Genomic DNA, 22574 nt, shown 5'->3' with positions numbered 1-22574 from the left:
ACTGATTTTGATAAAACATTTTATCTGCAACAGATAAATTGAGTTCTGGTAATCGGGAATTTTTTGAAGAGTCTAGAATAAAAAAAAGCCCGAAAGTAATTTACTTCGGGCTTTCTATATCTAAAATTGATTTGCTATGATTGAGAAAAGCCACGAAGACACATGCCAACAGAATTGAATTCTGATGCGATGTTTTGAGAGGTAAAGTTTAATACAAACATTGTCTTCGTTATTAATAGTTAATGAATTATTTTTCTGAGGCAAATTTTGTGAAATATTTTCCTAATAAACAAATTATTATTGAAATATTTTTTCTTAAGACCTAAAACTGACTGATTTCCAAATACTTAATCACTAAATTAAATTTCAAATCATAAGCAATAGTTAAATCCATTTTTAACTGTTTATTTTCCTTAAATTTACAGCTATCAAAATTAAACCCAAAATTATGCCAACCGACTGTATCAGCTACCAAAACTCAGGATATTTCTCGACTTTGATACACGATTATTTAGACCAAAAACCGGACTTAAAACCGCTATATAACAATTTTCCAACGCTGGAGAACTTTGAAAAACAAATTATTGAAAAACAACAAAATTTTGATAATAAAAACCGAATTTCGCTGGTTTCTGTTTTAAAAGAACAATATGCTTCAATTGATATTTCAGATTTTACCAAACAAAATATTGAACTTTTAGCTCACGAAAATACGTTTACTGTAACTACCGGACATCAGTTAAATCTTTTCAGCGGGCCTTTATACTTTTTGTATAAAATTATCTCCACAATAAATCTTACCAAAGAATTAAAATCAAAATATCCGGCCTACAATTTTGTGCCAATTTATTGGATGGCGACTGAAGATCATGACTTTGAAGAAATTAATTATTTTAATTTTAAAGGCAAAAAATTTCGCTGGAATAAAGAAAGTTTTGGTCCCGTTGGAAAATTATCGACCGAAGGTTTAGCCGAATTTTTGGAAATTTATGCCTTGGAATTAGGATCAAGCACTAATGCTAATTTCTTAAAAAAAACATTTGAAGATTCATATCTTAAACACGATAACCTTGCCGATGCAACCCGTTTTCTTGCTAATAATTTATTTGCTTCCCAAGGTTTAGTTATTCTGGATGCTGATAATGCCGAGTTAAAACGTGCTTTTATTCCGTATGCCAAAAAAGAATTATTAGAGCAAACTTCTTTTAAAGCTGTGCAGGGAACTATTGCCAGACTAAAAGATTATACGGTTCAGGTAAATCCACGCGAAATCAATTTATTTTATATCGAAGATAACCTGCGTGAGCGCATTGTTTTTGAAAATGATAAATTTATCATCAATAATACCAAAACTTCATTTACAACGGAGGAAATTCTAAAATTGCTAGAAAGTAACCCCGAAAAATTCAGTCCAAATGTAATTATGCGTCCGTTATATCAGGAAATCATATTGCCTAATTTATGTTACATTGGCGGAGGTGGAGAAATTGCCTACTGGCTCGAATTAAAATCTTTTTTTGATGCAGTAAATGTAACTTTTCCAGTGCTTTTAGTACGAAATTCGGTTCTTTTGGCCACAGAAAAGCAAGCAAAAAAAGCAGATCATTTAGGTTTAACCTGGAAAGATTTATTTACGCAGCCAACTAGTTTAGTAAATGCCATAACGCATAAAATTTCAGAATTCCCAATTGATTTAACGCCCCAAAAAGAAATTCTGGAAAAACAATTTCAATACTTATCAGAGTTAGCCGATAAAACAGATAAATCATTTACAGGTGCAGTAAAAGCACAGGAAGTTAAACAAAAAAAAGGCTTAGAAAATCTTGAAAAACGTTTATTAAAAGCACAAAAAAGAAAACTACAGGATCAGTTGGAGCGTGTTACTGATCTGCAATGTCAGCTATTTCCAAACAATAGCCTACAGGAACGCCAAGCTAATTTTTCTGAATTTTATTTAGAAAAAGGTGAACAATTGATTCCATTATTAACTCAAAAATTAAGACCTTTAGAAACAAACTTTTCAATCATAACAATATAATACCTCAATAATTCAGAATAAAATAACCACTCCGTTCTGAATTATTGTTTAAACCAAATAGCGAACTTTTAAAATTATTAACTAACCAATTTACCCAAACCAATGGTAAAAGAACGCTTAATTTCGCTAGATGTCTTTCGTGGACTTACTATTTTATTAATGACAATTGTCAACAATCCCGGAGATTGGGGGCATGTTTTTCCACCACTTTTACATGCCGAATGGCATGGTTGTACGCCAACCGATTTAGTTTTTCCGTTTTTCATTTTCATCATGGGAGTTGCTGTACCACTTGCAATGCCTGATAAAAGATATGACGATACTACATTCAACAAAATTCTTATCCGATCATTACGAATGTTATGTTTGGGAATTTTCTTCAATTATTTCGGCAAAATTCAGTTTTTTGGTCTCGAAGGAATTCCACTTCTTATCTTCCGGTTAATAATTACAATTGCTGTTGGCTATGCTCTTATGGGCAGCTTCAGTTCTAAACTAAAAAACATTTTAGCCTTTTCAATATTATTTATTTATCTAATACTGGCTTACAGTGGTATTGAAGCCTATCATGATGTAAGGCTTCCTGGAGTTCTGCAACGAATTGCAGTCGTATATTTTGTAATTTCACTTTTATACTTAAAAACCTCCCAAAGAACACAGATTATTACCGGAGCTCTTTTATTAATAGGATATTGGGCAGTCATGACTTTGATACCGGTACCTGGAATTGGAGAAGCCAACTTAGACAAAGGAACCAATCTCGCTTCCTGGCTGGATAGTATTTTACTAAAGGGACATATGTACAGCGGCACTATTACCTGGGATCCGGAAGGGGTCCTAAGTACAATTCCATCAATCGTAAACGGAATTATCGGTTTACTAATTGGTCAGTTATTACAACAAAAAACAGCAAAAAGTAACATTGCAAAAAAAATGGCAATGACAGGAATTGCTTTAATTATAGGAGGTTTACTTTGGAATATTGTTTTTCCGATAAACAAATCAATCTGGACCAGCAGCTATGTTTTATATACCACCGGTTTAGCGACAACAACGCTTTCAATTTTATATTACCTGATTGATATTGCAGAATACCAAAAAGGATCTAAATTATTTTTAATCTGGGGAGTCAACCCAATGATTGTATTTTTTGCTTCTCAGATTATTCCGCAGGCTTTGGTAATGATTCAGTTTGAAAATCCACATAAAACCGGCGAAAACATTAATCTTCTAAGTTATTTATACCGATACGGAATTGCGCCGTTTTTTAGTAATCCAATGATGGCTTCGTTTGCAGGAGCATTAGTTTATGTGGCAATATGGACATTTATTTTGTGGATATTTTATAGAAATAAATTAATATTCAAAGTTTAAAAAAATATTAAAGCCATATAAGTTCATTTTATTAAAAACTACAAAAACAAGCTTTATTAAACTGATATGGTTTATAAAGCTTGTTTTTTATTTTTGATAAAAACCTAACATTCTTGCTATCAAAGAACTTTTAATTATGAATTTATTAAAATCAATTGATAAAAAAAGTCTACTTTTGCACAAAATTAAAAATAAGTAATAAAATGGCAACAAATAGAACTTTTACAATGATTAAACCAGATGCTGTTGCAAACGGACACATCGGGAATATCTTAGCAATGATTACAAACGGAGGATTTAAAATCGTTTCTTTAAAATTAACTCAATTGACTGTAGCTGATGCTCAGGCGTTTTATGCAGTTCACGCCGCAAGACCTTTCTACGGAGAGTTAGTTGAATTTATGTCACGCGGACCAATTGTTGCTGCTATTTTAGAAAAAGAAAATGCAGTAGAAGATTTCAGAACTTTAATTGGAGCTACAAATCCAGCTGAAGCTGCTGAAGGAACTATTCGTAAAGCATACGCTACTTCTATCGGAGAAAATGCAGTTCACGGTTCAGACAGCGACGAAAACGCTGCTATCGAAAGTGCATTCCACTTTGCAGGAAGAGAGCAATTCTAGTTTTAGAGTTTTAGATTTAGATTCTAAAATTTATCAAAATAAAAATGCCGTTTCAATTGAAACGGCATTTTTATTTTCTGTTTTATCTTAAATTATCTCAAAATCACCTCTCTGACAACATCACGTTTTAATTCTTCATTAATCATCTTAATGATTTTAGATTTACCGTGGCTTAGTTCATCACGCAATACAGAAGATCCAAGTTCAACATACAGCGTACTTCCCTTTAGAACAACATTCCTTGTATACGTATTCACACCACTTCCCATCAATTGTTTCCATGCATCGCGTACATCAATCTGGTCCATTCCTGGCTGTAATTTATTCGTCTGAATAATTTGCTGTAAAACAGCGCCAATCGTACTTTCGTTATTTAGTCTCTTTGCCATTGTTCAAAATGTTTACCGGTCCAGCTTTTTTATAGTGATATTCTTTATTTTCCGCGTTTTTTACCACAAATTTATCATCAGATAATGTTATTAATTCTTCGCTCCATTTGGCATAATCTGTTTTATAATCCAGATAAACTTTTTCACCTGCAAAACGTACCGAAACATCTTCATACGTATCTGTAGTTAAAAAAGTACCATCAAGCTGTGCCATGACTTTTGTTCTTTTTCCTTTAGTTCCTTTAATTGTAAAAAAATCAAAGTTCTCGTTCATTCCATAAGCTTTTTCCTCTCCCTTATCAAAAACTACTTTTTCAATCTCCCAATATCCGTTGAGTTTTGCAATATCTGCCGGTTTAATTTCCTGTTTGCACCCAACAAACAAAAGAGACAAAACCAGGATCATAAAAGTATTTTTCATAAATAGAATTATTTAAGGAGCTGATACCTGCTGTCCGCTGTATCTTTTGCTTTATTAAAGAAAAAAGCAAAAGGATGCCGCTTCCATCAGGGCTAGGGCTTCCGTTTTCAAAAAGAAGTTTTTATTTCAATCACAAAGTTAACCTTATAAAATTTTAAAAGAAATAAAATTTCATAAAACCCATTAAACTATTTCAACCTCTTTGACCAAAGTTTTAACAGGACTAAAATATAAAGTTGCTACTTAATCTTCTTCATAGTAATAGCTTAACATTTATTCTTGTTTTTTAATCTATTGAAAAAAAGAACTTTATTAATTCCTCAGACTAATGTCTTTATAATTTTCTTTTAAAAAGTCTAATTATGATATATAATTGTCTTACCATGGCAATCTTTTAATAAATACAACATGACATTTGTAAAATCCATAAAAATAAACAAGTATTTAATAATCAATGACTTGTGTAAAAACTTTATTACTTTTTATAAGCTAAAAATTCTTTGTTGGTTTCTGATAATTATCTCAAAAAAAATTATGATGAATAAAATTTTACTTTCCTGTATTTCGATGCTTACAATTTCATGCGCACAGAAATCTAAAAATGATTCCTTGATTAATTCACATAACAAGATAAAAGAAAGACAGATTGCTTCACACATTACAGATAGTTCCAGTTTTTCATCTTCGGATACTATTTTCAGCGAAGAATCACCTATCAAAATTATATCTGCAAAAATACTAAAAAACGCATATTCTGACCACAAAGACATCAAAATCACGTATAAAAACAAAAGCAACAAAACAATCCAGGCAATAAATTTTGAATGGAATTCAACAAACTCTTTTGAGAAACCTTCAAGCGGTAAATACTTTTTTGTTAAGGGACATTGTACCGGATATTCAACTTCGTTAATAAGACCAAAACAAATTTCTTCTAAGATATGGGAAGATTTCTCTACAGATGCGATTAAAATTGTTTCTGCAAATGCTTATCTTGTTGTTTATACAGACGGCACAATCTGGAAATTAAAAAAATCGAAGAGGAAATAAATCCTTTTATCTGTTTTTTATCCTTTTTAACATCCCCATAAAAAAGAATACCAAACCTAAAACCAACAAAATATAATAAAAAGATAAGCTTTTATCTTTTAAGACATTTGCTAAAACAAAACTTATTACGCTTGCGAAATAAAAAGTAACAGGCGTTATATTTTTTAAACTCATTCTGATTTTATTTAAAAAAACTATCTACAAATTCATATTTATTAAAGACCTGTAAGTCTTCAATACCTTCACCAACTCCAATATATTTTACCGGAATCTGGAATTGATCTGAAATACCAATTACAACACCCCCTTTTGCAGTTCCGTCTAATTTTGTTACAGCAAGAGAAGTCACTTCTGTAGCAGCTGTAAATTGTTTTGCCTGTTCAAAAGCATTTTGGCCTGTTGAACCATCCAAAACCAAAAGCACATCATGAGGCGCATCAGCAACTACTTTCTGCATAACACGTTTTACTTTGGTAAGTTCGTTCATCAAATTGATTTTATTATGCAGACGCCCTGCTGTATCAATAATTACAATATCTGCATTTTGAGCCACAGCTGACTGTAAAGTATCAAAAGCTACAGAAGCAGGATCACTTCCCATTTGCTGTCTCACAATTGGCACATCAACCCTGTCTGCCCATACTTGCAATTGATCTATAGCAGCAGCACGAAATGTATCTGCAGCTCCTAAAACTACTTTATAACCCGCTTTCTTAAATTGATAAGCGAGTTTACCTATTGTGGTAGTTTTACCAACCCCATTAACTCCAACCACCATCAGAACGTATGGTTTTTTATCTTTTGGGATATCAAATTCAGTAGCTTCACCTCGGTTTGTTTCAGATAATAGAGCACCTATTTCATCACGAAGAATCTGATTTAGTTCATCGGTTCCCAAATATTTATCTTCTGCTACCCTTTTTTCAATTCTTGAAATTATTTTCAATGTTGTATTTACACCAACATCTGATGCAACCAGAATTTCTTCCAGATTATCTAATACATCGTCATCGACTTTAGATTTTCCTGCAACGGCTTTACTTAACTTTGAGAAAAAAGTAGTTTTTGATTTTTCAAGACTTTTGTCTAAAGTCTCTTTTTTATCTGTAGAGAATAATTTTTTAAAAAAACTCATTTGTTATTTGTTGTTAGTTTTTAGATTATTGATTTCAAACAATCTACAATCTCTTATATTTATAATAAGAATTCCATTTTACAAGGTTTCAGATTATCATATCAATAAACCTTAAATTGACATAGGAAAAATCTCAAGTCTTTTACAACAGAAGATTTATTTCTTTTTATAAAATTTTACACAAATATAAAAAATAAAAAAGCTACTTCCGAATGAAAGTAGCTTTTCTATATAATGTAATTGTAATTATTTCTTTTTCAAGAATTCATCAACTTCTTCAGGAGCCATAATAGATTCTACGAATGTATATGCACCAGTTTTAGGAGATTTCACCATTTTGATGGCTTTTGATAATCTCTTAGAAGATGTTTGTAACGATGCTACGGTTTTCTTTGCCATGATTCAAATGTTTATTTGAAGCTTTTATAAAACTCTAATGGCAAAACCATTTGAGATTTATAAAAATCTCTAATTATTACTTAATTTCTTTATGAACAGTTACTCTTTTTAAGATTGGATTAAATTTCTTAATCTCTAATCTGTCCGGAGTATTTTTTTTGTTCTTAGTTGTAATATATCTAGAAGTTCCTGGAACACCAGAAGTCTTGTGCTCAGTACATTCTAAAATTACCTGGATTCTATTACCTTTCTTTGCCATCTTGCTATATATTTATTTAGGAAAAGATTATTTGATAAATCCTTCTGACTGCGCTTTTTTCAAAACAGCAGTGATTCCATTTTTATTAATTGTTTTTATCGTAGATGCTGCTACTCTAAGAGTAATCCATCTATCTTCTTCTGGAAGATAAAAACGCTTTTTAACTAAGTTCACAGAAAACTTTCTCTTAGTTTTGTTCATAGCGTGAGAAACGTTATTTCCTACCATCGCTCTTTTACCTGTAAGGTCACAAACTCTTGACATTATACTTATCTTTTATCGTTATTCAAAATCAGGGTGCAAAGAAAAGAAAAATAAACCATTGTAGCAAAAAATTATTGCACAATTTTCAAAATTTCTTTCTGTAATATTTCCAAACTCTTAATAGTAGCTCTATCTATCACTTTTTCACGTGGTTGCCCAAAGTTAAACTCTTCTGTAATTACACCATTTGGTGTAGCCAAAGCAATAAAAACAGCTCCAATTTCGGCATCAGAATCCCCTTTTGACGGTCCGGCGTTACCAGTTGTTGCTATTGCATAGTCTGTTTTAAGTATATCTTTCACATTCAAAGCCATAGCCTCTGCCACTTGTGCACTTACTACAGAATATTGATCTACCAATTCCTGTGAAACCCCCAAAACATTAACCTTCGCTTCTGTTGCATAAGAAACAATACTTCCTTTAAAATAATTTGAAGCTCCCGGAACAGCAGATAAAATTGACGCAATTTTTCCTCCTGTAAAACTTTCTGCCGTAGAAATAGTTTTGTTTTCTTTTGACAAAAGTTTCCCTACTACAGATTCGATGGTTTCATTTTCTTCGTAACCTACTATTATATCATGAATTATAGCATCTAATGATTTTATATTGGCCTCGAGTGCTTCTTCGAGCTTTTCTTTATCTGTTCCTCTTGCAGAAAGTCTTAAACGCACTCTTCCCGGATTTGGCAGATAAGCCAGCTTGATAAAATCAGGCAGGTTATTTTCCCAGTCTTCTATACGTTCTGCAACTAAACTCTCTCCCTGACCGTATGTTAAAATCGTTTTATGAATAATATAGGGACGCTTATATTCGCGAACAATTTTTGGAATAATTTCTTCTTCGACTAAATATTTCATTTCAAACGGAACCCCCGGAAGCGAAATAAATACTGTATTTTCTTTTTTCATCCACATACCCGGCGCAGTACCTACTTTATTATGCAAAACAGTACAAGTTGAAGGCACCAGTGCCTGATCTTTATTTAATTGCGAAATCGGACGTTTATAAAAACCTTCTATTAGTTCTGTGACGTGAGCAAGCACTTGAGGATTTACAACCAATGTATCATCAAAATATTCACAGAAAGTTTTTTTTGTAATATCATCTTTTGTTGGCCCTAATCCCCCGGTTATTACCACGAGGTCTACTTTATTTTGCAATTGAGCAAAAGTATCTAAAATATGTTTTTTGTTGTCACTAATGGAAATCATTTCAGTGACTTCAACACCGATTTTATCTAACGATTTTGCAATAAATCCTGAATTGGTATCTACAATCTGACCAATCAGTATTTCATCTCCGATAGTTATAATAGTTGCTTTCATATGATAATATTATTTTTTTCCTGCAATACGCAGTAATTATTAGAAAGTAGATTGTTATCGCAAAGATTCTGTAAGGAGAATGAACAGCGTCCTTTACGATAAAGTGTGGTATCATTAATCAGGATTTCCGAAAGCAAAAGATATCAAACGACAAGACCTGCTTCTTCCCTATTTTAAGAAAGAAGCAGATCACGCTCAATATTATAAATCAAAATCTTTTCTAATTTCTTTGATCGCTTCTTTCACCTGTACTTTTATACTTTTAAAAGTCTCGATAATATCTTTTTTCTTTCCTTCAGCTTTTGTCCAGGCTTCGACTTGCAGAATTTCTTCAAATGCCACATTTAAACCCATTAAATCTAAAGTTGGTTTTATTTTATGCGCATAAGAATAGGCGTATTTATGATCCTTTTTCTTAATCCCTTCTTTGATTTGTTTTAAATCTTCCGGAACTTCTGTAACAAAGAGTTTTAGAATTTCGTTTACAAATTCAGGGTCGTTATCTGAAAGTGCGTAGACTTTCGAAAGGTTGTACTTTAAGGCCATTATTTTACTTGTATTCTAAATAATTTTTTATCTTCTAAAAACCCTTCCAAAACGTCGTTTGGTTTTACAGATGCAACACCTTCGGGAGTGCCTGTAAAAATGATATCGCCAATTTTTAATGTAAAATACTGCGATGCAAACGCTATCAGCTCATCAATTTTCCAAAGCATAAAGCCGGTATTTCCTTTTTGAACCATTTTGGAGTTGTTTGTGAGTTCAAAATTAAGATTTTCCATAGAAACAAAATCTGTTTTGGGCAAAAATTCACCTATGACAGCAGAACCATCAAATGCTTTGGCTTTTTCCCAAGGTAGTCCTTTTGCCTTTAACTTTTCTTGTAAATCCCTGGCAGTAAAATCAATACCTACACTAATTTCATCATAATACTTATGCGCAAATTTAGGTTCGATATATTTTCCAACTTTATTAATTTTAACAATTATCTCAATTTCGTGATGAATTTCCTCAGAAAATTCAGGAATTACAAACGGATGTTGTTTTAATAAAACAGCCGAATCAGGTTTCATAAAAATAACAGGCTCAGTTGGCCTTTCATTTTTCAATTCTTCTATATGATTGACATAATTTCTGCCGATGCAAATTATTTTCATTTTTTTTGAGTTGCTAAGACACTTAGAAACTAAGGTTCTAAAAAATTGCGCAAAAAACGTTAGCATCTTAGAACCTTAGTATCTCAGAACCTTTATTTCGTATTTAACTTTCTTAATTTAATTGCTGTCAGAACTTTTTTGGTATACAACGGAAAATCAGCATTCTGGATCCAGCTGTAATATCCGGGTTCTGTTTCTAAAACCTTTTCGACTTTAGCACCTTTGTGTTTGCCAAAAGTAAAGATCTCTTCCCCATCATTATCAAAAGCAATCATTCCGGCAAAATCAGCTATTTTTTTACGGGTTGTAAATTCCGACAGTGATCTCATGTCGTTTTCTAATTCAGGATAACGATCCAACTGCGCTTTCAGGATTTCGTAAGTCGCCATTGTGTCTGCTTCTGCCGAATGGGCATTTTCAAGACTTTTTCCGCAGTAAAATTTCAATGCTGCACTCAAAGTACGCTCTTCCATTTTATGAAAGATTGTTTGTACATCAACCGAAACCTTATTTTTCATATCAAAATCAACTCCGGCGCGAAGCAATTCTTCTGCTAATAAAGGAATATCAAAACGGTCCGAATTGAATCCACCCAAATCACTGTCTTTTATCATATTATGAACTTGTGGTGCCAGCTCATTAAAAGTAGGCTCGTTTGCCACTTTTTCGTCTGTAATACCATGAACAGCTGTCGTTTGAGGAGGAATTGGAATTGTTGGATTAACTAACCAAGTTTTGCTTTCTTTATTTCCGTTTGGAAAAACTTTAAATATTGAAATTTCTACTATTCTGTCTTTTCCGATATCGATCCCTGTAGTTTCAAGATCGAAAAAGCAAATTGGTTTGTTGAGTTTGAGTTCCATTTTTGAATTTTATAAGTTTACAAATATAATTTTTAAAGCTGAATTTTACCCGTTTTTTTCATAAAGTTGAAGATTTCTGTCAATGATTTCCACAAAGAGACAAAAGAAAAACCCTTTCAACATTTAAAATGTTAAAAGGGTTAAATATTTTTAAAAAAGAACGTTTTAGAAGTCTCTTTCTACGTCAAAAGCTTCCAAATATTCTGCAACTCTTTTTACAAAACTTCCTCCCAATGCACCGTCTACTACTCTGTGATCATAAGAATGTGACAAGAACATTTTCTGACGGATTCCGATAAAGTCACCTTCAGGAGTTTCAATAACCGCCGGCACTTTACGAATTGCACCCAGAGCTAAGATTCCAACTTGCGGCTGATTGATAATTGGCGTTCCAAAAACACTTCCAAATGTTCCTACATTCGTTACAGTATAAGTTCCGCCTTGTGTATCATCCGGCTTAAGTTTTCCTGCTTTTGCACGGTTTCCAAGATCGTTAACTGCTTTTGCCATTCCCACAAGATTTAACTGATCTGCATTTTTAATAACAGGTACAATTAAATTTCCATTTGGCAGGGCTGCAGCCATTCCTAAATTTATATTTTTCTTTTTGATGATATATTCACCATCTACAGAAATATTCATTCCCGGAAAATCTTTCAGCGCTTTTGCTACAGCTTCCATCATAATTGGGGTAAAAGTAAGTTTCTCACCTTCTCTTTTCTCAAAGGCAGTTTTAACTTTATCTCTCCATTTTACAATATTGGTTACATCGACTTCTATAAATGACTGTACGTGGGCTGAAGTTTGTACAGAAGCGACCATGTAGCCTGAAATCAGTTTACGCATTCTGTCCATCTCTATAATTTCATCACCACCGTTTACAGATACCGGAACTGTTTGCTGGCTTTTTTGAACTGCTGGTTGAACAGCTTTTGGCTCTGAAATTTTTGGTTGTTCAGCTTTTGGTTGTTCAGTTTTAGAAACTATAGTTTCGACAACTGTTTCTTCAACCGCTTTTGGTGTTATAACAACACCTGATTTACGATCTTCAATATGTTTTAGAATATCTTCTTTTGTAACACGACCGTCTTTTCCTGAACCCTGAATATTTTCAAGCTCTTCAATAGAAACACCTTCTTCTTTTGCAATATTTTTAACAAGCGGAGAGAAGAATTTGTCTGATGTTGAGAAATCCTGAGGTGCTGCTGCAGTTTCCTGAACCGCCTCGATTGTTTTTTCGATTTCTGCTGCTTCAGCAGGGGCCGGCTCATCTTCAATAACTTTATCAACCAAGAATGATGAAGATATTTCAACACCTGCTTCTGTTTCGATAATTGCAATGGTTTGTCCAACCTGAACTAAATCATCTTTGCCAAATAATTTTTCGACCAAAGTTCCTGATACTTCGCTTGGTACCTCACTGTCAACCTTATCAGTTGCAATCTCGAGTACAGCTTCATCAGCTTCAATTTTGTCTCCAACTTCTTTCAACCAGTTTGTAATAGTTGCTTCAGCTACACTTTCTCCCATTTTAGGAAGCTTTAATTCAAATCTTGCCATATTGTTAACCTCAAGGGTGATTTTGATTTTCAGATTGCGAAATTACTGAATATTTTATATATAAATTACACTTAATATAATTTTTTACTCGATTTTTATAGTTTGCCCTCTGTCATTTCTTGAATTACTTCCAATAATAAAATTTGCGTTTTTGGGGAAAATTTTAAAAGTAATACTCTTTTCTTTGAGCGTTTCTATGATTTTGATACAATTTCTAAATGAAATGTGTTGATTATCCAAAATAATCTCCACCCTTTTCCCTTTAGAAATCAGGGACGAATTTACCATTTTTTCTTTTTTGAAATCGAAAATAACTACTTTATTTTTAAGAATTGAAGACAATTTTTCATACAATTTCATATCCGATGAATACAAAACATAACTTTCCGGAAGATCTTTGTCTTTTGTTTTTCCCTGAAACATTTTAACAAACGAAAAAAACAGAATCCCGATTTTAATAAAAACAGAAAAAAACAGGGATTTCCTAAAATGTTTTTGATAAAAAAATGTCATTGCTTCCTGAAAACGTTTCATGTATTTTTCATCTTTTACAGTGCTTTCACCTTTATAATGCAAAACTGTTGTTTCATGAAAATAATAATTGTCTTTTTGTTTTAATAAGGCACGATAGGAAAGATCAATATCGTCAGCATACATGAAACAGTCTTCATCAAAGCCTTTTAACTCAAAATATAAATCACGCTGCATAAACATAAAAGCACCAACCAGGATATCCACTTTTCCTGTTTCATTTTCTGAAATGTGCTGTGCATAATACTGATTAAACAGATTCCATTTTGGAAAAATTTTATACAAACCAAAAATCTTAGTAAAAGCCACCCAGGGAGTTGGAACTCCGCGTTTGCTTTCGGGCAGAAATTTTCCTGTTCCGTCAATTAATTTACAACCTACAATTCCTAAGTTGGTTTGCCTTTCGGCGAAAGCCAAAACTTTAGAAAATGTATCTTCGGCAACAACTGTATCGGGATTCAGAATACAAATATATTTTCCTTGCGCGTTTGCAACTCCAATATTGTTTCCTTTTGGGAAACCAAAGTTTTCGCTGTTTCGAATAAGTTTTACATCCGGGAAGCGCTCTTCTATCATCAGACAGCTATCATCAGACGAGTTATTGTCAATCACAATAATTTCGCTGTCAATACCAGAAAGTGCTTCCTGAACACTTAAAATGCATTGCTCCAGAAAATAACGAACATTATAATTGAGAATAATAATTGATAATTGCATAGAAAATACCAGCCTTTGATTTTTTGGAAAGTTAGAAATTTTCGGCCAAACCCAATCGCAAAGACCAGTCGTTTTTACTGACGCCAAAATCTAAAACCAAATTGTTGTTGTTTTGCTTGTTCCATTTAACACGTAAACCAGTTCCAACCGCCGGATTCCACTTGGTAAATTTATAGGTATCAAATTTTGAAACTGAAGAAATATTGGTAAAAAATACGGCACCAATAAAACCATTTGCCGTAATATCTGTCCTGTATTCGGTTTCAAAATATAAAAGGGCATTACTGCGATATCTGTTTTTTGTAAAACCCCTTCCTGTTTTTCCTTCTCTGTCCCAGCCAATACTTGGCAAATCCAGATAATGGGGTTTCCCTCCAAATGTAGACCAGTAAAAAGCTCTTGAAGCCCAAACCTTATGTTTTTCTTTACTAAAGGAATAATATTTTCTGGCATCTACATAAAGTGACTGCCATTTATCTCCATCAATTCCATTTGTATTTATTCGCAAATCGGCTTCGAGGTAAAAACCCTGTTCGGGATTTATTGTATTTTCTCTGGAATCATACAAACCCTGAATAGCAATTCCTAAAGAAGTTTCATCAGCAAAGTCTCCATTCATATATTTTGAATAATCAGTTTCTTCTTCTATATAAGATTCTTCTGAAATGTTTTTGTAATTATCCAATAAAACCCCCAATCCTAATCGGTAATTGCCAAATACCTTTCTGTTTACAAACTGATAAAACCGCCATTGCTGGTAATTTAAAGTCGACATTTCTTCATCTATATTATGTTCTCCCAGTCCATAAGTAAACTGAGGATAAATCATATAACGATAATCACCAATAAAACTCCACTTATTCTCTTTTGTATAAATATAGGTCTGAAGCGGAAAAACATATTGATTGGAAAAACTGAAATAAGGTGAAAAAGTTATCTGGGACATTTTTGTTTTTGTGTAATCGTTTCCCAAATAAAAACTTGTCAAAAAAGAAATTATTAATCCTGTACTTGAGTTTACATCAACAGGAACCGGTAATAAAGAAAAAGCGAGTTTTTTGTCCTTATAATTTACTGAATCATTTTTTTTAAGGATTTTGTATAAAACATCCCGTATGTCTTTTTTACCCATAGAAATGCTGTCATTTTGTGAATAACAAAATGAAAACAGAAAAAATAAAACCAAAAAGAATTTTATTCTTAAAGCATTCATTAAAAATGATTTACAATTTACACCACAAATTTAAACAAAATATTGTGCGAAAAATAAGTCAGTTTTACAAGTTGGTAAAGTGGAGTATTTTTAGAAGAAAAATGTTTCAGGTTTAGGGTTTGCACTTGAAACCTGAAACTATTATAAATGCAGCTGAATCTTATACTTATTACAAATTTTCATTACCAGTAACATAATGGCAGAAAACAGCAATGACCATATGATTCCCGGAACTCCTTCACGTAAGTAATCCGGAATTATATGCAGATTGAAAGTGGCATTAAAATAATAGATTATACCTGGCAAAATATAAATTAATAAAGGATTTGCTGCTGCCGGCATAAAGAAATCACTCCATTTAGTTTGTTTTTTAATTTCCATCAGCCAATAAAGAAAATAAAATAAAACAGTACAAATTGCGGCAGAAAACATGGTCCATGACGGAGTGCCTTTAATTTTTGAAATTCCGTAATAAGGTCTTAAAAAATAAGCCGACGCAAAGAAAAGAATTGCAAAACCTATTACCGGCCAATTGATTTTGGGCATCACTTTTCTGTCAAAAAACAACAACGAAATTATAACACCGGCTGTTACCACAGAAGCATGTGTTAAGTGTCCTGCGATAAAATTAAACCAGAAATTTTGTCTGATCGCTAATCCTTCGGTGAGGTTTATTGAATTGGCAATAATGCAAATAATCAAAAACAGAATCATTGCCCATAATTTTCCAGAAACCAACCAATAATACAATACCGTAAAAAGATAAGCCCAACCAATCAAACCGAGAATTCCCCACCATTTTGGCGTCATCCCGATTTCTCCTGTGTCCTGAACATACAGAAAATAAAGCGTTATTAAAACCAGCATTCCGCCGTATTGCAAAGTATATTTTAACCAAACCGGAAAATCTTTTGGATATTTATTCCAAATCGGAATTGGCATTGCATATGCCAAAAGTCCCCAAAATGCTGGCGTTATTATCATTTTTGATGCATCATAACCATTTTCTGCGTTGACCATAAAAACTCCAATAATAATTAAGGCCAAAGCTCTTTTTAATGTGTGGGTCCAGATTATTCTTATACTGTCCCCTTTCATTAATCTGGCATTAAATGCAAAGGGAACCGACATTCCGACAATAAATAAAAATGAAGGAAAAACTACATCAACAAAAGTCATTGCATCGGCATCTGCGGGCATGTGCTTCATCCATTGCGGCACATTCTTTACGCTTGCGAGTTCATTTACAAAAATCATTACAAAAATTGTAATTCCACGTAAAGCATCTATCGAAATAATCCTTTGGTTATATAAATTTTCTTTTATTTTCATAAATTATTACATTTTTAATAATGTCAAATATAATATAATTATAAAATGAGAAGTTACATTGTTACATTAATTTCAAAATCTAAAAATTCTATTTAAAAAAATTTCAAACGCAGTCTATTTCATTTATTTTTGCCGCATGTTATCATTTTTAAAATCCAAACCACGTTTAAAAGAGTTACTGTCGAATAGTTACATCGACATTCATTCTCATCTGTTGCCCGGAATTGATGATGGCGCAAAAAACATTTCGGACACTATAAAACTGGCAAAAGCATTTGAGGAAATTGGATTTTCTCAATTTGTGACGACACCACATATCAAAAATCATTTTTGGGATAATTCTGCTGCAACAATTATTGCCAAACAACAGCACACTGCAATTGTTTTAGAAGAAAATAATATAAAAATTCCTTTTCGGGCAGCTGCAGAATATTTTATGGATGATTGGTTTGAAAACCATTTTAAGACCGAAAAACTTCTTACGATAAAAGACAATTATGTACTGGTTGAAATATCCTATATAAATCCTCCGGTACAGCTTCATAAAATCCTTTTTGATCTGCGGGTTGCAGGCTACATTCCGATTTTAGCCCATCCTGAAAGATATTTGTATTATCATAAGAATTTTGACGAATACGAAAAACTAAAGAAATTGGGTTGCCTGTTTCAATTAAATTTATTGGCGACTACGGGATATTACGGCAATGAGGTTACTAAGATTACAGAAGAACTGCTGAAAAAAGGAATGTATAATTTTGTTGGCTCTGATGTTCATCATCACAATCACATAAAATCATTTGATCAGAAAATAAAAGTCAATAGTATTTCTGACCTCAAAGAAGTTATAAAAAATAACAACATTTTTAAATTCTGATTAATAGGCATTCTCCTCGCCCTTAAAAATATTAATAACAGTTCGTACTATAATTTTTATATCCAATAATAAACTCCAGTTTTCGATATACCAAATATCATAATCTACCCTGTTTTCCATATCGATAAGTTCTTTGGTTTCGCCGCGATATCCATTCACTTGTGCCCAGCCAGTTATTCCTGGTTTTGCATATTGTCGCACCAGATAATTATTTATTAACTCACTGTATTCTTTTGCAAGATTGACCATATGCGGCCTTGGTCCTACAACAGACATATCTCCCCAAAAAACATTAAAAAACTGTGGCAGTTCATCAATGCTGGTTTTTCGAATAAAAGCACCAAATTTTGTAATCCTGCTGTCTCCTTTTCCTGCCTGCTTTTTATGTGCCAGATCATTGACATACATACTCCTGAATTTAAAGCACATAAAAGCCTGATTGTCCCGGCCTGAACGCTGCTGCCTAAAAAAAACGGGGCCAGGCGATTCTAACTTTATAATTAGCGCTACGATTGGCAAAAGCCACGGAAAAATGAGGACTATAACTGCTGTTGAAAAGAGAATATCAAAAACTTTTTTTACAAGCCGGTTTGATGCAAATTCTAATGGTTCCGGACGAAACATCAGTACAGGCGTATTTTCATAAAAAGTTACTTCGACTTTACTTGATTTTGTGTACAGTTGAAAATCAGGGATAAACTTGATTCTTACCATGTTTTGTTCACAAATCTTTACCAGCTTATTGATTATTTCTACCTTGTCTATATGGAGGGCAACATAAATTTCATCTATTTTTTCTTTTATGATAAAACTCTCAATAGTATCAAAGCCGCCTAAAATTGAACCTTCAAAGTCAGGAGATACTACTTCTTTGTCATCAAAAAAACCTAAAAACCGATAACCGTAAGTTAAATCTTTAGCCAATATTTTGCGCATTCTTTCTCCGGTTTCATTTGCTCCGATGATAATAATCTTTTTAAAATTATATCCCTTTGCCCTGATTTCTTTGAGGAGTTTCATCAATACATAACGCGAAATCATAATCAGCAGGAAGAAAAACAGATAAAAATAAAGCAATCGCAGCCGCGAAATATCTGCATATTTAAGAAAAACTACAAAAATGGCTACCAGGGCGGCATGAATGGTAACTTTATTTGTAGTTCGTTTTAGTATTGATTCAATACGTTCGATACGAATCATACGATACGAATTTCTAAAAAGTAATAATCCGATCCAGATCAGGTTCATTAATAAAATAACTGTTTTTTCTTCTCTTGACGAAAGCTGCTCTAAACTGCCAAATCTGGCCAAAGCCGATAGATTGATTGAGGCGTTTAGCAATAGCACATCAAAACACACAAACAATAGCTTGAAATAACGGGAAAAACGATAATGTGATATCTTTTGAAAAATCTTCATATTTGGATCTACGGTCATTTTTTAAAGTAAATTCTGACCTGAGTATTATGATGCAAAATAACATTTTAATTATATTTTTTAATGTTATTTTAAAATCAATTTATTTTAAAACTTTACTTTTAACCCAATTTGAATTTTAAATACAGCAAATGCAAAGAATCATTTTATTCTTTTTCTTATTAACATCAGTAACTTATGGGCAAATTGAGGGCTGCACAGATCCTCTTTCTCAAAATTATAATCCTGAAGCAAAAATAAACAACGGAGATTGTTTGTATAAACAAGTAAAATTAAAACCTGAATATTCAGTAAAATTAAGTGATTCTGTAAGGGAAACTTCAGGATTTGCCTCTTTTGCTAATTTATTATGGACGCACAATGATGATCACGACACGACTTTATACGGATTGGATTCTTTGGGAAAGATCAGAAAAAAGGTTGTATTACAAAATGTAATTAATCATGACTGGGAAGAAATTTCACAGGACAGCACGCATTTATACATCGGTGACTTTGGAAATAATTACAGCGGAAACCGCATTGATTTACATATTTTAAAAATCGATAAAAAAGATTTTTTAAACGGAAATCCAATTATTGACACCATCTCATTTTCGTATTCTGACCAAACAGATTTTAGTCCTCAAAAAGGAAATACAACCAATTTTGATTGTGAAGCTTTTATTGTATCAAGAGACAGCATATACCTATTTTCCAAACAATGGAAGTCTTCTAAAACCGCTATTTATGCATTATCGAATAAGCCCGGAAAGCACATTGCACAATACAAAGAAACTATTGACACACAGGGCTTAATAACCGGAGTTGCTTACTTAGAATCGAAAAAAAGAATTGTTCTTTGTGGATATTCAAAAAAAGGAAAAACCTTTTTGTATTTATTATATGATTTCAAAAACCATGATTTTTTAAAGGGAAACCAAAGAAAAATAAATCTCAAACTTCCTTTTCACCAGATTGAAGGAATTGCAAGTAAAGATGGTTTACATTATTATATAACAAACGAATCCTTGGTTAGAAAACCAGTTCTGAACGTTCCTCAGCAAATGCATTATTTTGATTTGAGTTCTTTATTTGTTCCTCAATAATTGGGTCAGATTCAAAATATTAATGTAAATCGTATCCGATGAAAGAATTTTAAAAAAAGATTTTAGTAAATGATGCAAACCATTTTGTTTGTAAATATGGTTTGCATCATTTGATGAGTTTATAAGAAGGTACCAAATCTTTCAAAATGACACGTATATCCATTTGGGTGCTTGATAAGATAGTCCTGATGATTTTCTTCTGCAGGCCAAAATTTAGTAAAAGGCTCAAGTGTGGTAACTACTTTGCCATTCCATCGCTCAGAATCGTCTACAATTTTAATCACTTCTTTGGCAATTTGTTCTTCGTGCTCATCCTGGATAAATATAGCAGATCGATAGCTGGATCCCAGATCATTACCCTGTCTGTCGACCGTAGTGGGGTCATGCATCCTGAAAAAGTAATCTAAAAGGTCTTTATAAGAGGTTTCATCAGCATCATATGTGATCTCTATACCCTCTGCATGTCCTGGATGGTTTCGGTAAGTGGGGTTGTCATTTTGCCCTCCGATGTAACCTACCTCAGTATCTTTTACACCTGGACGTACACGAAACAAATCTTCCATACCCCAAAAACAGCCTCCGGCTATATAAGCTTTCTTTAAATTCGTCATGATATTTTGTTTTATTATTTTGACCTAAATAAGTCCTGATTTCTTGCTAATAGCAAATTTAGTAACTTTAAAAATCATGCGGTCACAATTTATTCAGAATAAAAAAGCTGGAAGACTTCTTTTTTGACTAAAGTTAGCAATCCATTTATAAAAATAAATTTTCCTAAATCTAATCTTGGGTTATGTTTGACTGAAACAAGCCTCTTTGTGAAAATTAAAAACACATAAAAAACACTACAAAAACATATCAGTAATTCAAAAAAACACAGCTAAAACACCACCTTCCCCTATCTGCATTAATTTATACTTTTCGAGTATAACTAAAGAATCCACAATTTTATTTTGATTATATTTTTATAAATGCAATATTTGAAGTAAATTCTTACATTTATAGCATTGATTTACGTGCACATAAGTTGGTACCTATGTTTGTAAGTTTAAATAAATATTTCTTTTATAACATTAAAACTAAAATCATGGAAAAAATTAGTTTAAAACTAATGCAAAATTCACTTACTAGAGCTGAATTAAAAACAATTATGGCTGGAAGCGGAGGAAGTTATACTCCAGAATGCACAGAAGAATGTAGCTCAGATTCATTTTGTGCCCCAAATACAACTTGTCCTCGTTGTAATCATGGGACATGCGGTAGTTAACATTTTTTATAAAGGAGGTGCTTGCACCTCCTGATTTTACTATTTAACTTTCTAAAAATATGGCTTTTAATTATTCCTATATCATATTAATGTTATTAATAGCAAATTACACTACTGCTCAAAAAAGTAGTGACAATCTGTTTTTTGAATTAAATGGTGTTGTAAATACCTCATCAAGTAATAAATTATTCATCTCCTATTTTGACGATCAAAATAATGAAATTATTGACTCCACAATTGTTGCTAATGGATCATTTAAATTTAGAGGATTAATTAAAGAACCTAGAGAATCGTATTTAAGCACAAACAATATTTTTAGAATGGACGGATATAGTACCATAAAGTTTTACCTAAGTCCAAATATTATAAAAGTAAAAATCGACTTTAACAACCTCTCAAATTCTGAATTTAAAGGATCTGAAACCCAAAGAGAGTTTCTAGAATTAAAAAAAATGAAGTCTCGCGTTTTTTTTAAACAAGATTCTTTGTTTGCTTTAAGAGTAAGCTTTGTAGGGCTGATAAATAAAACTCAAAACGTTGACGATCAAAAGATTTTAAAAGAAAAAGTTGGGATAATTGACGATGCAGTTGACAGTTCTATTGATGAGGAAATAATAAAAGAATTTGAGTTTATCAAAGAATATCCTTACTCATATGTATGCACGGATCTTTTGTTATCCAGATTAAAAGGCCGAAAATCTTCGAAATATTTTAGTCAAATTCAAGACCTATACAACTCCCTTTCATCAAAATTAAAAAATAGTATGAGAGGTATTTTATTAAAAGAAAAATTAGTCCTTTTTTCTGAAAACAATGTTGGCAAAAAAATAAAAGATTACACTATAATAGATATAAATAAATCTCAATTTAAATTATCAGAGTTGACAAATGGCAAATATGTTCTATTAGATTTTTGGGCAAGTTGGTGCGGACCTTGTAGAGCTGACACTCCATATCTAAAGAAATTGCACCAAAAATATAACAATAAGGGTTTTGAAATCGTTGGTTTATCAAAAGATCAGGATAGAAACTCATGGATTGACGCTATAAAAAAAGATCAAGCAGACTGGAGACATATTTTACTTAAAGATAATGATAATACAATTGAGGAATCATTTTTTATAACCAGTATTCCCGTAAAAATTTTAATTGATCCGGATGGCTTTATAATTGGAAGATGGAGAGGTGGAGGAAAGGATAATGAAGACGATATCGTTAATAAAATTACAAGGATTTTCGCTAACAATTAAATAAGAAA

The 22574-nt window shown here is 32.4% G+C and carries 23 protein-coding genes; 7 read left to right on the top strand and 16 right to left on the bottom strand.

Going from position 1 to position 22574, the window contains the following annotated elements:
- Positions 1-448: 448 nt before the first annotated feature.
- From bshC to JOD96_RS18135, 3 genes are all read left to right on the top strand, one after another.
- Positions 449-2038 (top strand): bacillithiol biosynthesis cysteine-adding enzyme BshC, encoded by a 1590-nt coding sequence (bshC, locus tag JOD96_RS18145; protein WP_209565637.1) that lies wholly within the window; start codon positions 449-451, stop codon positions 2036-2038.
- A 102-nt stretch (positions 2039-2140) separates the two neighbouring features.
- A complete protein-coding gene (locus JOD96_RS18140) occupies positions 2141-3412 on the top strand; it encodes an acyltransferase family protein (RefSeq protein ID WP_209565636.1) in 1272 nt (423 codons plus the stop codon).
- 203 nt (positions 3413-3615) lie between these two features.
- Positions 3616-4035, top strand: a complete 420-nt coding sequence (locus JOD96_RS18135) for a nucleoside-diphosphate kinase (RefSeq protein WP_035640013.1) — start codon at positions 3616-3618, stop codon at positions 4033-4035.
- Between the two features lie 92 nt (positions 4036-4127).
- Here the strand turns inward: JOD96_RS18135 and JOD96_RS18130 are convergent, their stop codons facing one another.
- A complete protein-coding gene (locus tag JOD96_RS18130; RefSeq protein ID WP_209565635.1) occupies positions 4128-4424 on the bottom strand; it encodes a DUF721 domain-containing protein in 297 nt (98 codons plus the stop codon).
- Positions 4405-4845: a hypothetical protein gene (locus JOD96_RS18125; protein WP_209565634.1), complete on the bottom strand. Its 441-nt coding sequence runs from the start codon at positions 4843-4845 to the stop codon at positions 4405-4407. The genes JOD96_RS18130 and JOD96_RS18125 overlap by 20 nt, the downstream gene beginning before the upstream one ends.
- 534 nt (positions 4846-5379) lie before the next feature.
- Here JOD96_RS18125 and JOD96_RS18120 point away from each other — a divergent pair.
- Complete coding sequence (locus tag JOD96_RS18120) at positions 5380-5895, top strand: hypothetical protein (RefSeq protein ID WP_209565633.1); 516 nt, start codon at positions 5380-5382, stop codon at positions 5893-5895.
- 181 nt (positions 5896-6076) lie between these two features.
- Here the strand turns inward: JOD96_RS18120 and ftsY are convergent, their stop codons facing one another.
- From ftsY to JOD96_RS18060, 12 genes are all read right to left on the bottom strand, one after another.
- Positions 6077-7030 (bottom strand): signal recognition particle-docking protein FtsY, encoded by a 954-nt coding sequence (gene ftsY / locus JOD96_RS18115; RefSeq protein WP_209565632.1) that lies wholly within the window; start codon positions 7028-7030, stop codon positions 6077-6079.
- 246 nt (positions 7031-7276) lie between these two features.
- On the bottom strand, positions 7277-7429 hold the full coding sequence (locus JOD96_RS18110; RefSeq protein WP_008468081.1) for a DUF4295 domain-containing protein: 153 nt from the start codon (positions 7427-7429) through the stop codon (positions 7277-7279).
- A gap of 76 nt (positions 7430-7505) precedes the next feature.
- A complete protein-coding gene (gene rpmG / locus JOD96_RS18105) occupies positions 7506-7688 on the bottom strand; it encodes a 50S ribosomal protein L33 (RefSeq protein WP_008253902.1) in 183 nt (60 codons plus the stop codon).
- A 27-nt stretch (positions 7689-7715) separates the two neighbouring features.
- Positions 7716-7952: a 50S ribosomal protein L28 gene (rpmB, locus tag JOD96_RS18100; protein ID WP_008468080.1), complete on the bottom strand. Its 237-nt coding sequence runs from the start codon at positions 7950-7952 to the stop codon at positions 7716-7718.
- A gap of 71 nt (positions 7953-8023) precedes the next feature.
- A complete protein-coding gene (locus JOD96_RS18095; RefSeq protein ID WP_209565631.1) occupies positions 8024-9277 on the bottom strand; it encodes a CinA family nicotinamide mononucleotide deamidase-related protein in 1254 nt (417 codons plus the stop codon).
- Positions 9278-9478: 201 nt separating this feature from the next.
- Complete coding sequence (locus tag JOD96_RS18090) at positions 9479-9823, bottom strand: Hpt domain-containing protein (RefSeq protein ID WP_209565630.1); 345 nt, start codon at positions 9821-9823, stop codon at positions 9479-9481.
- Positions 9823-10434 (bottom strand): fumarylacetoacetate hydrolase family protein, encoded by a 612-nt coding sequence (locus tag JOD96_RS18085; protein WP_209565629.1) that lies wholly within the window; start codon positions 10432-10434, stop codon positions 9823-9825. The genes JOD96_RS18090 and JOD96_RS18085 overlap by 1 nt, the downstream gene beginning before the upstream one ends.
- A gap of 92 nt (positions 10435-10526) precedes the next feature.
- Positions 10527-11297, bottom strand: a complete 771-nt coding sequence (locus JOD96_RS18080; protein ID WP_209565628.1) for a 3'-5' exonuclease — start codon at positions 11295-11297, stop codon at positions 10527-10529.
- A 165-nt stretch (positions 11298-11462) separates the two neighbouring features.
- Complete coding sequence (locus JOD96_RS18075; RefSeq protein WP_209565627.1) at positions 11463-12857, bottom strand: dihydrolipoamide acetyltransferase family protein; 1395 nt, start codon at positions 12855-12857, stop codon at positions 11463-11465.
- A gap of 84 nt (positions 12858-12941) precedes the next feature.
- Positions 12942-14105 (bottom strand): glycosyltransferase family 2 protein, encoded by a 1164-nt coding sequence (locus tag JOD96_RS18070; RefSeq protein WP_209565626.1) that lies wholly within the window; start codon positions 14103-14105, stop codon positions 12942-12944.
- A 31-nt stretch (positions 14106-14136) separates the two neighbouring features.
- Positions 14137-15237 carry a hypothetical protein gene (locus tag JOD96_RS18065; protein ID WP_209565625.1) on the bottom strand — a complete coding sequence of 367 codons (1101 nt, stop codon included), beginning with the start codon at positions 15235-15237 and terminating at the stop codon, positions 14137-14139.
- Positions 15238-15459: 222 nt separating this feature from the next.
- The gene (locus tag JOD96_RS18060) at positions 15460-16650 is read right to left on the bottom strand and encodes a DUF5009 domain-containing protein (RefSeq protein ID WP_209565624.1); all 1191 of its coding nucleotides are present in this window, start codon (positions 16648-16650) and stop codon (positions 15460-15462) included.
- A gap of 136 nt (positions 16651-16786) precedes the next feature.
- On the opposite strand from JOD96_RS18060, the gene JOD96_RS18055 reads away from it, so the two are divergent.
- Positions 16787-17524: a tyrosine-protein phosphatase gene (locus JOD96_RS18055; RefSeq protein WP_209565623.1), complete on the top strand. Its 738-nt coding sequence runs from the start codon at positions 16787-16789 to the stop codon at positions 17522-17524.
- On the opposite strand, the gene JOD96_RS18050 is transcribed toward JOD96_RS18055, so the two are convergent.
- Entirely contained in the window at positions 17525-18961 is a 1437-nt protein-coding gene (locus JOD96_RS18050; protein WP_245188447.1) for an undecaprenyl-phosphate glucose phosphotransferase, read from the bottom strand.
- A 131-nt stretch (positions 18962-19092) separates the two neighbouring features.
- Between JOD96_RS18050 and JOD96_RS18045 the strand changes: the two genes are divergently transcribed.
- Positions 19093-20049 (top strand): T9SS C-terminal target domain-containing protein, encoded by a 957-nt coding sequence (locus tag JOD96_RS18045; protein ID WP_209565622.1) that lies wholly within the window; start codon positions 19093-19095, stop codon positions 20047-20049.
- 119 nt (positions 20050-20168) lie between these two features.
- Here the strand turns inward: JOD96_RS18045 and msrA are convergent, their stop codons facing one another.
- A complete protein-coding gene (gene msrA, locus JOD96_RS18040; protein ID WP_209565621.1) occupies positions 20169-20660 on the bottom strand; it encodes a peptide-methionine (S)-S-oxide reductase MsrA in 492 nt (163 codons plus the stop codon).
- Positions 20661-21375: 715 nt separating this feature from the next.
- Here msrA and JOD96_RS18035 point away from each other — a divergent pair.
- Positions 21376-22566 (top strand): TlpA disulfide reductase family protein, encoded by a 1191-nt coding sequence (locus JOD96_RS18035; RefSeq protein ID WP_209565620.1) that lies wholly within the window; start codon positions 21376-21378, stop codon positions 22564-22566.
- Positions 22567-22574: the final 8 nt, after the last annotated feature.

This window comes from Flavobacterium sp. 1355, assembly GCF_017833415.1.
Taxonomy (GTDB): domain Bacteria; phylum Bacteroidota; class Bacteroidia; order Flavobacteriales; family Flavobacteriaceae; genus Flavobacterium.
The sequence above is the reverse complement of the archived record's forward strand: the minus strand, read 5'-3'. Positions and strand labels throughout refer to the sequence as shown.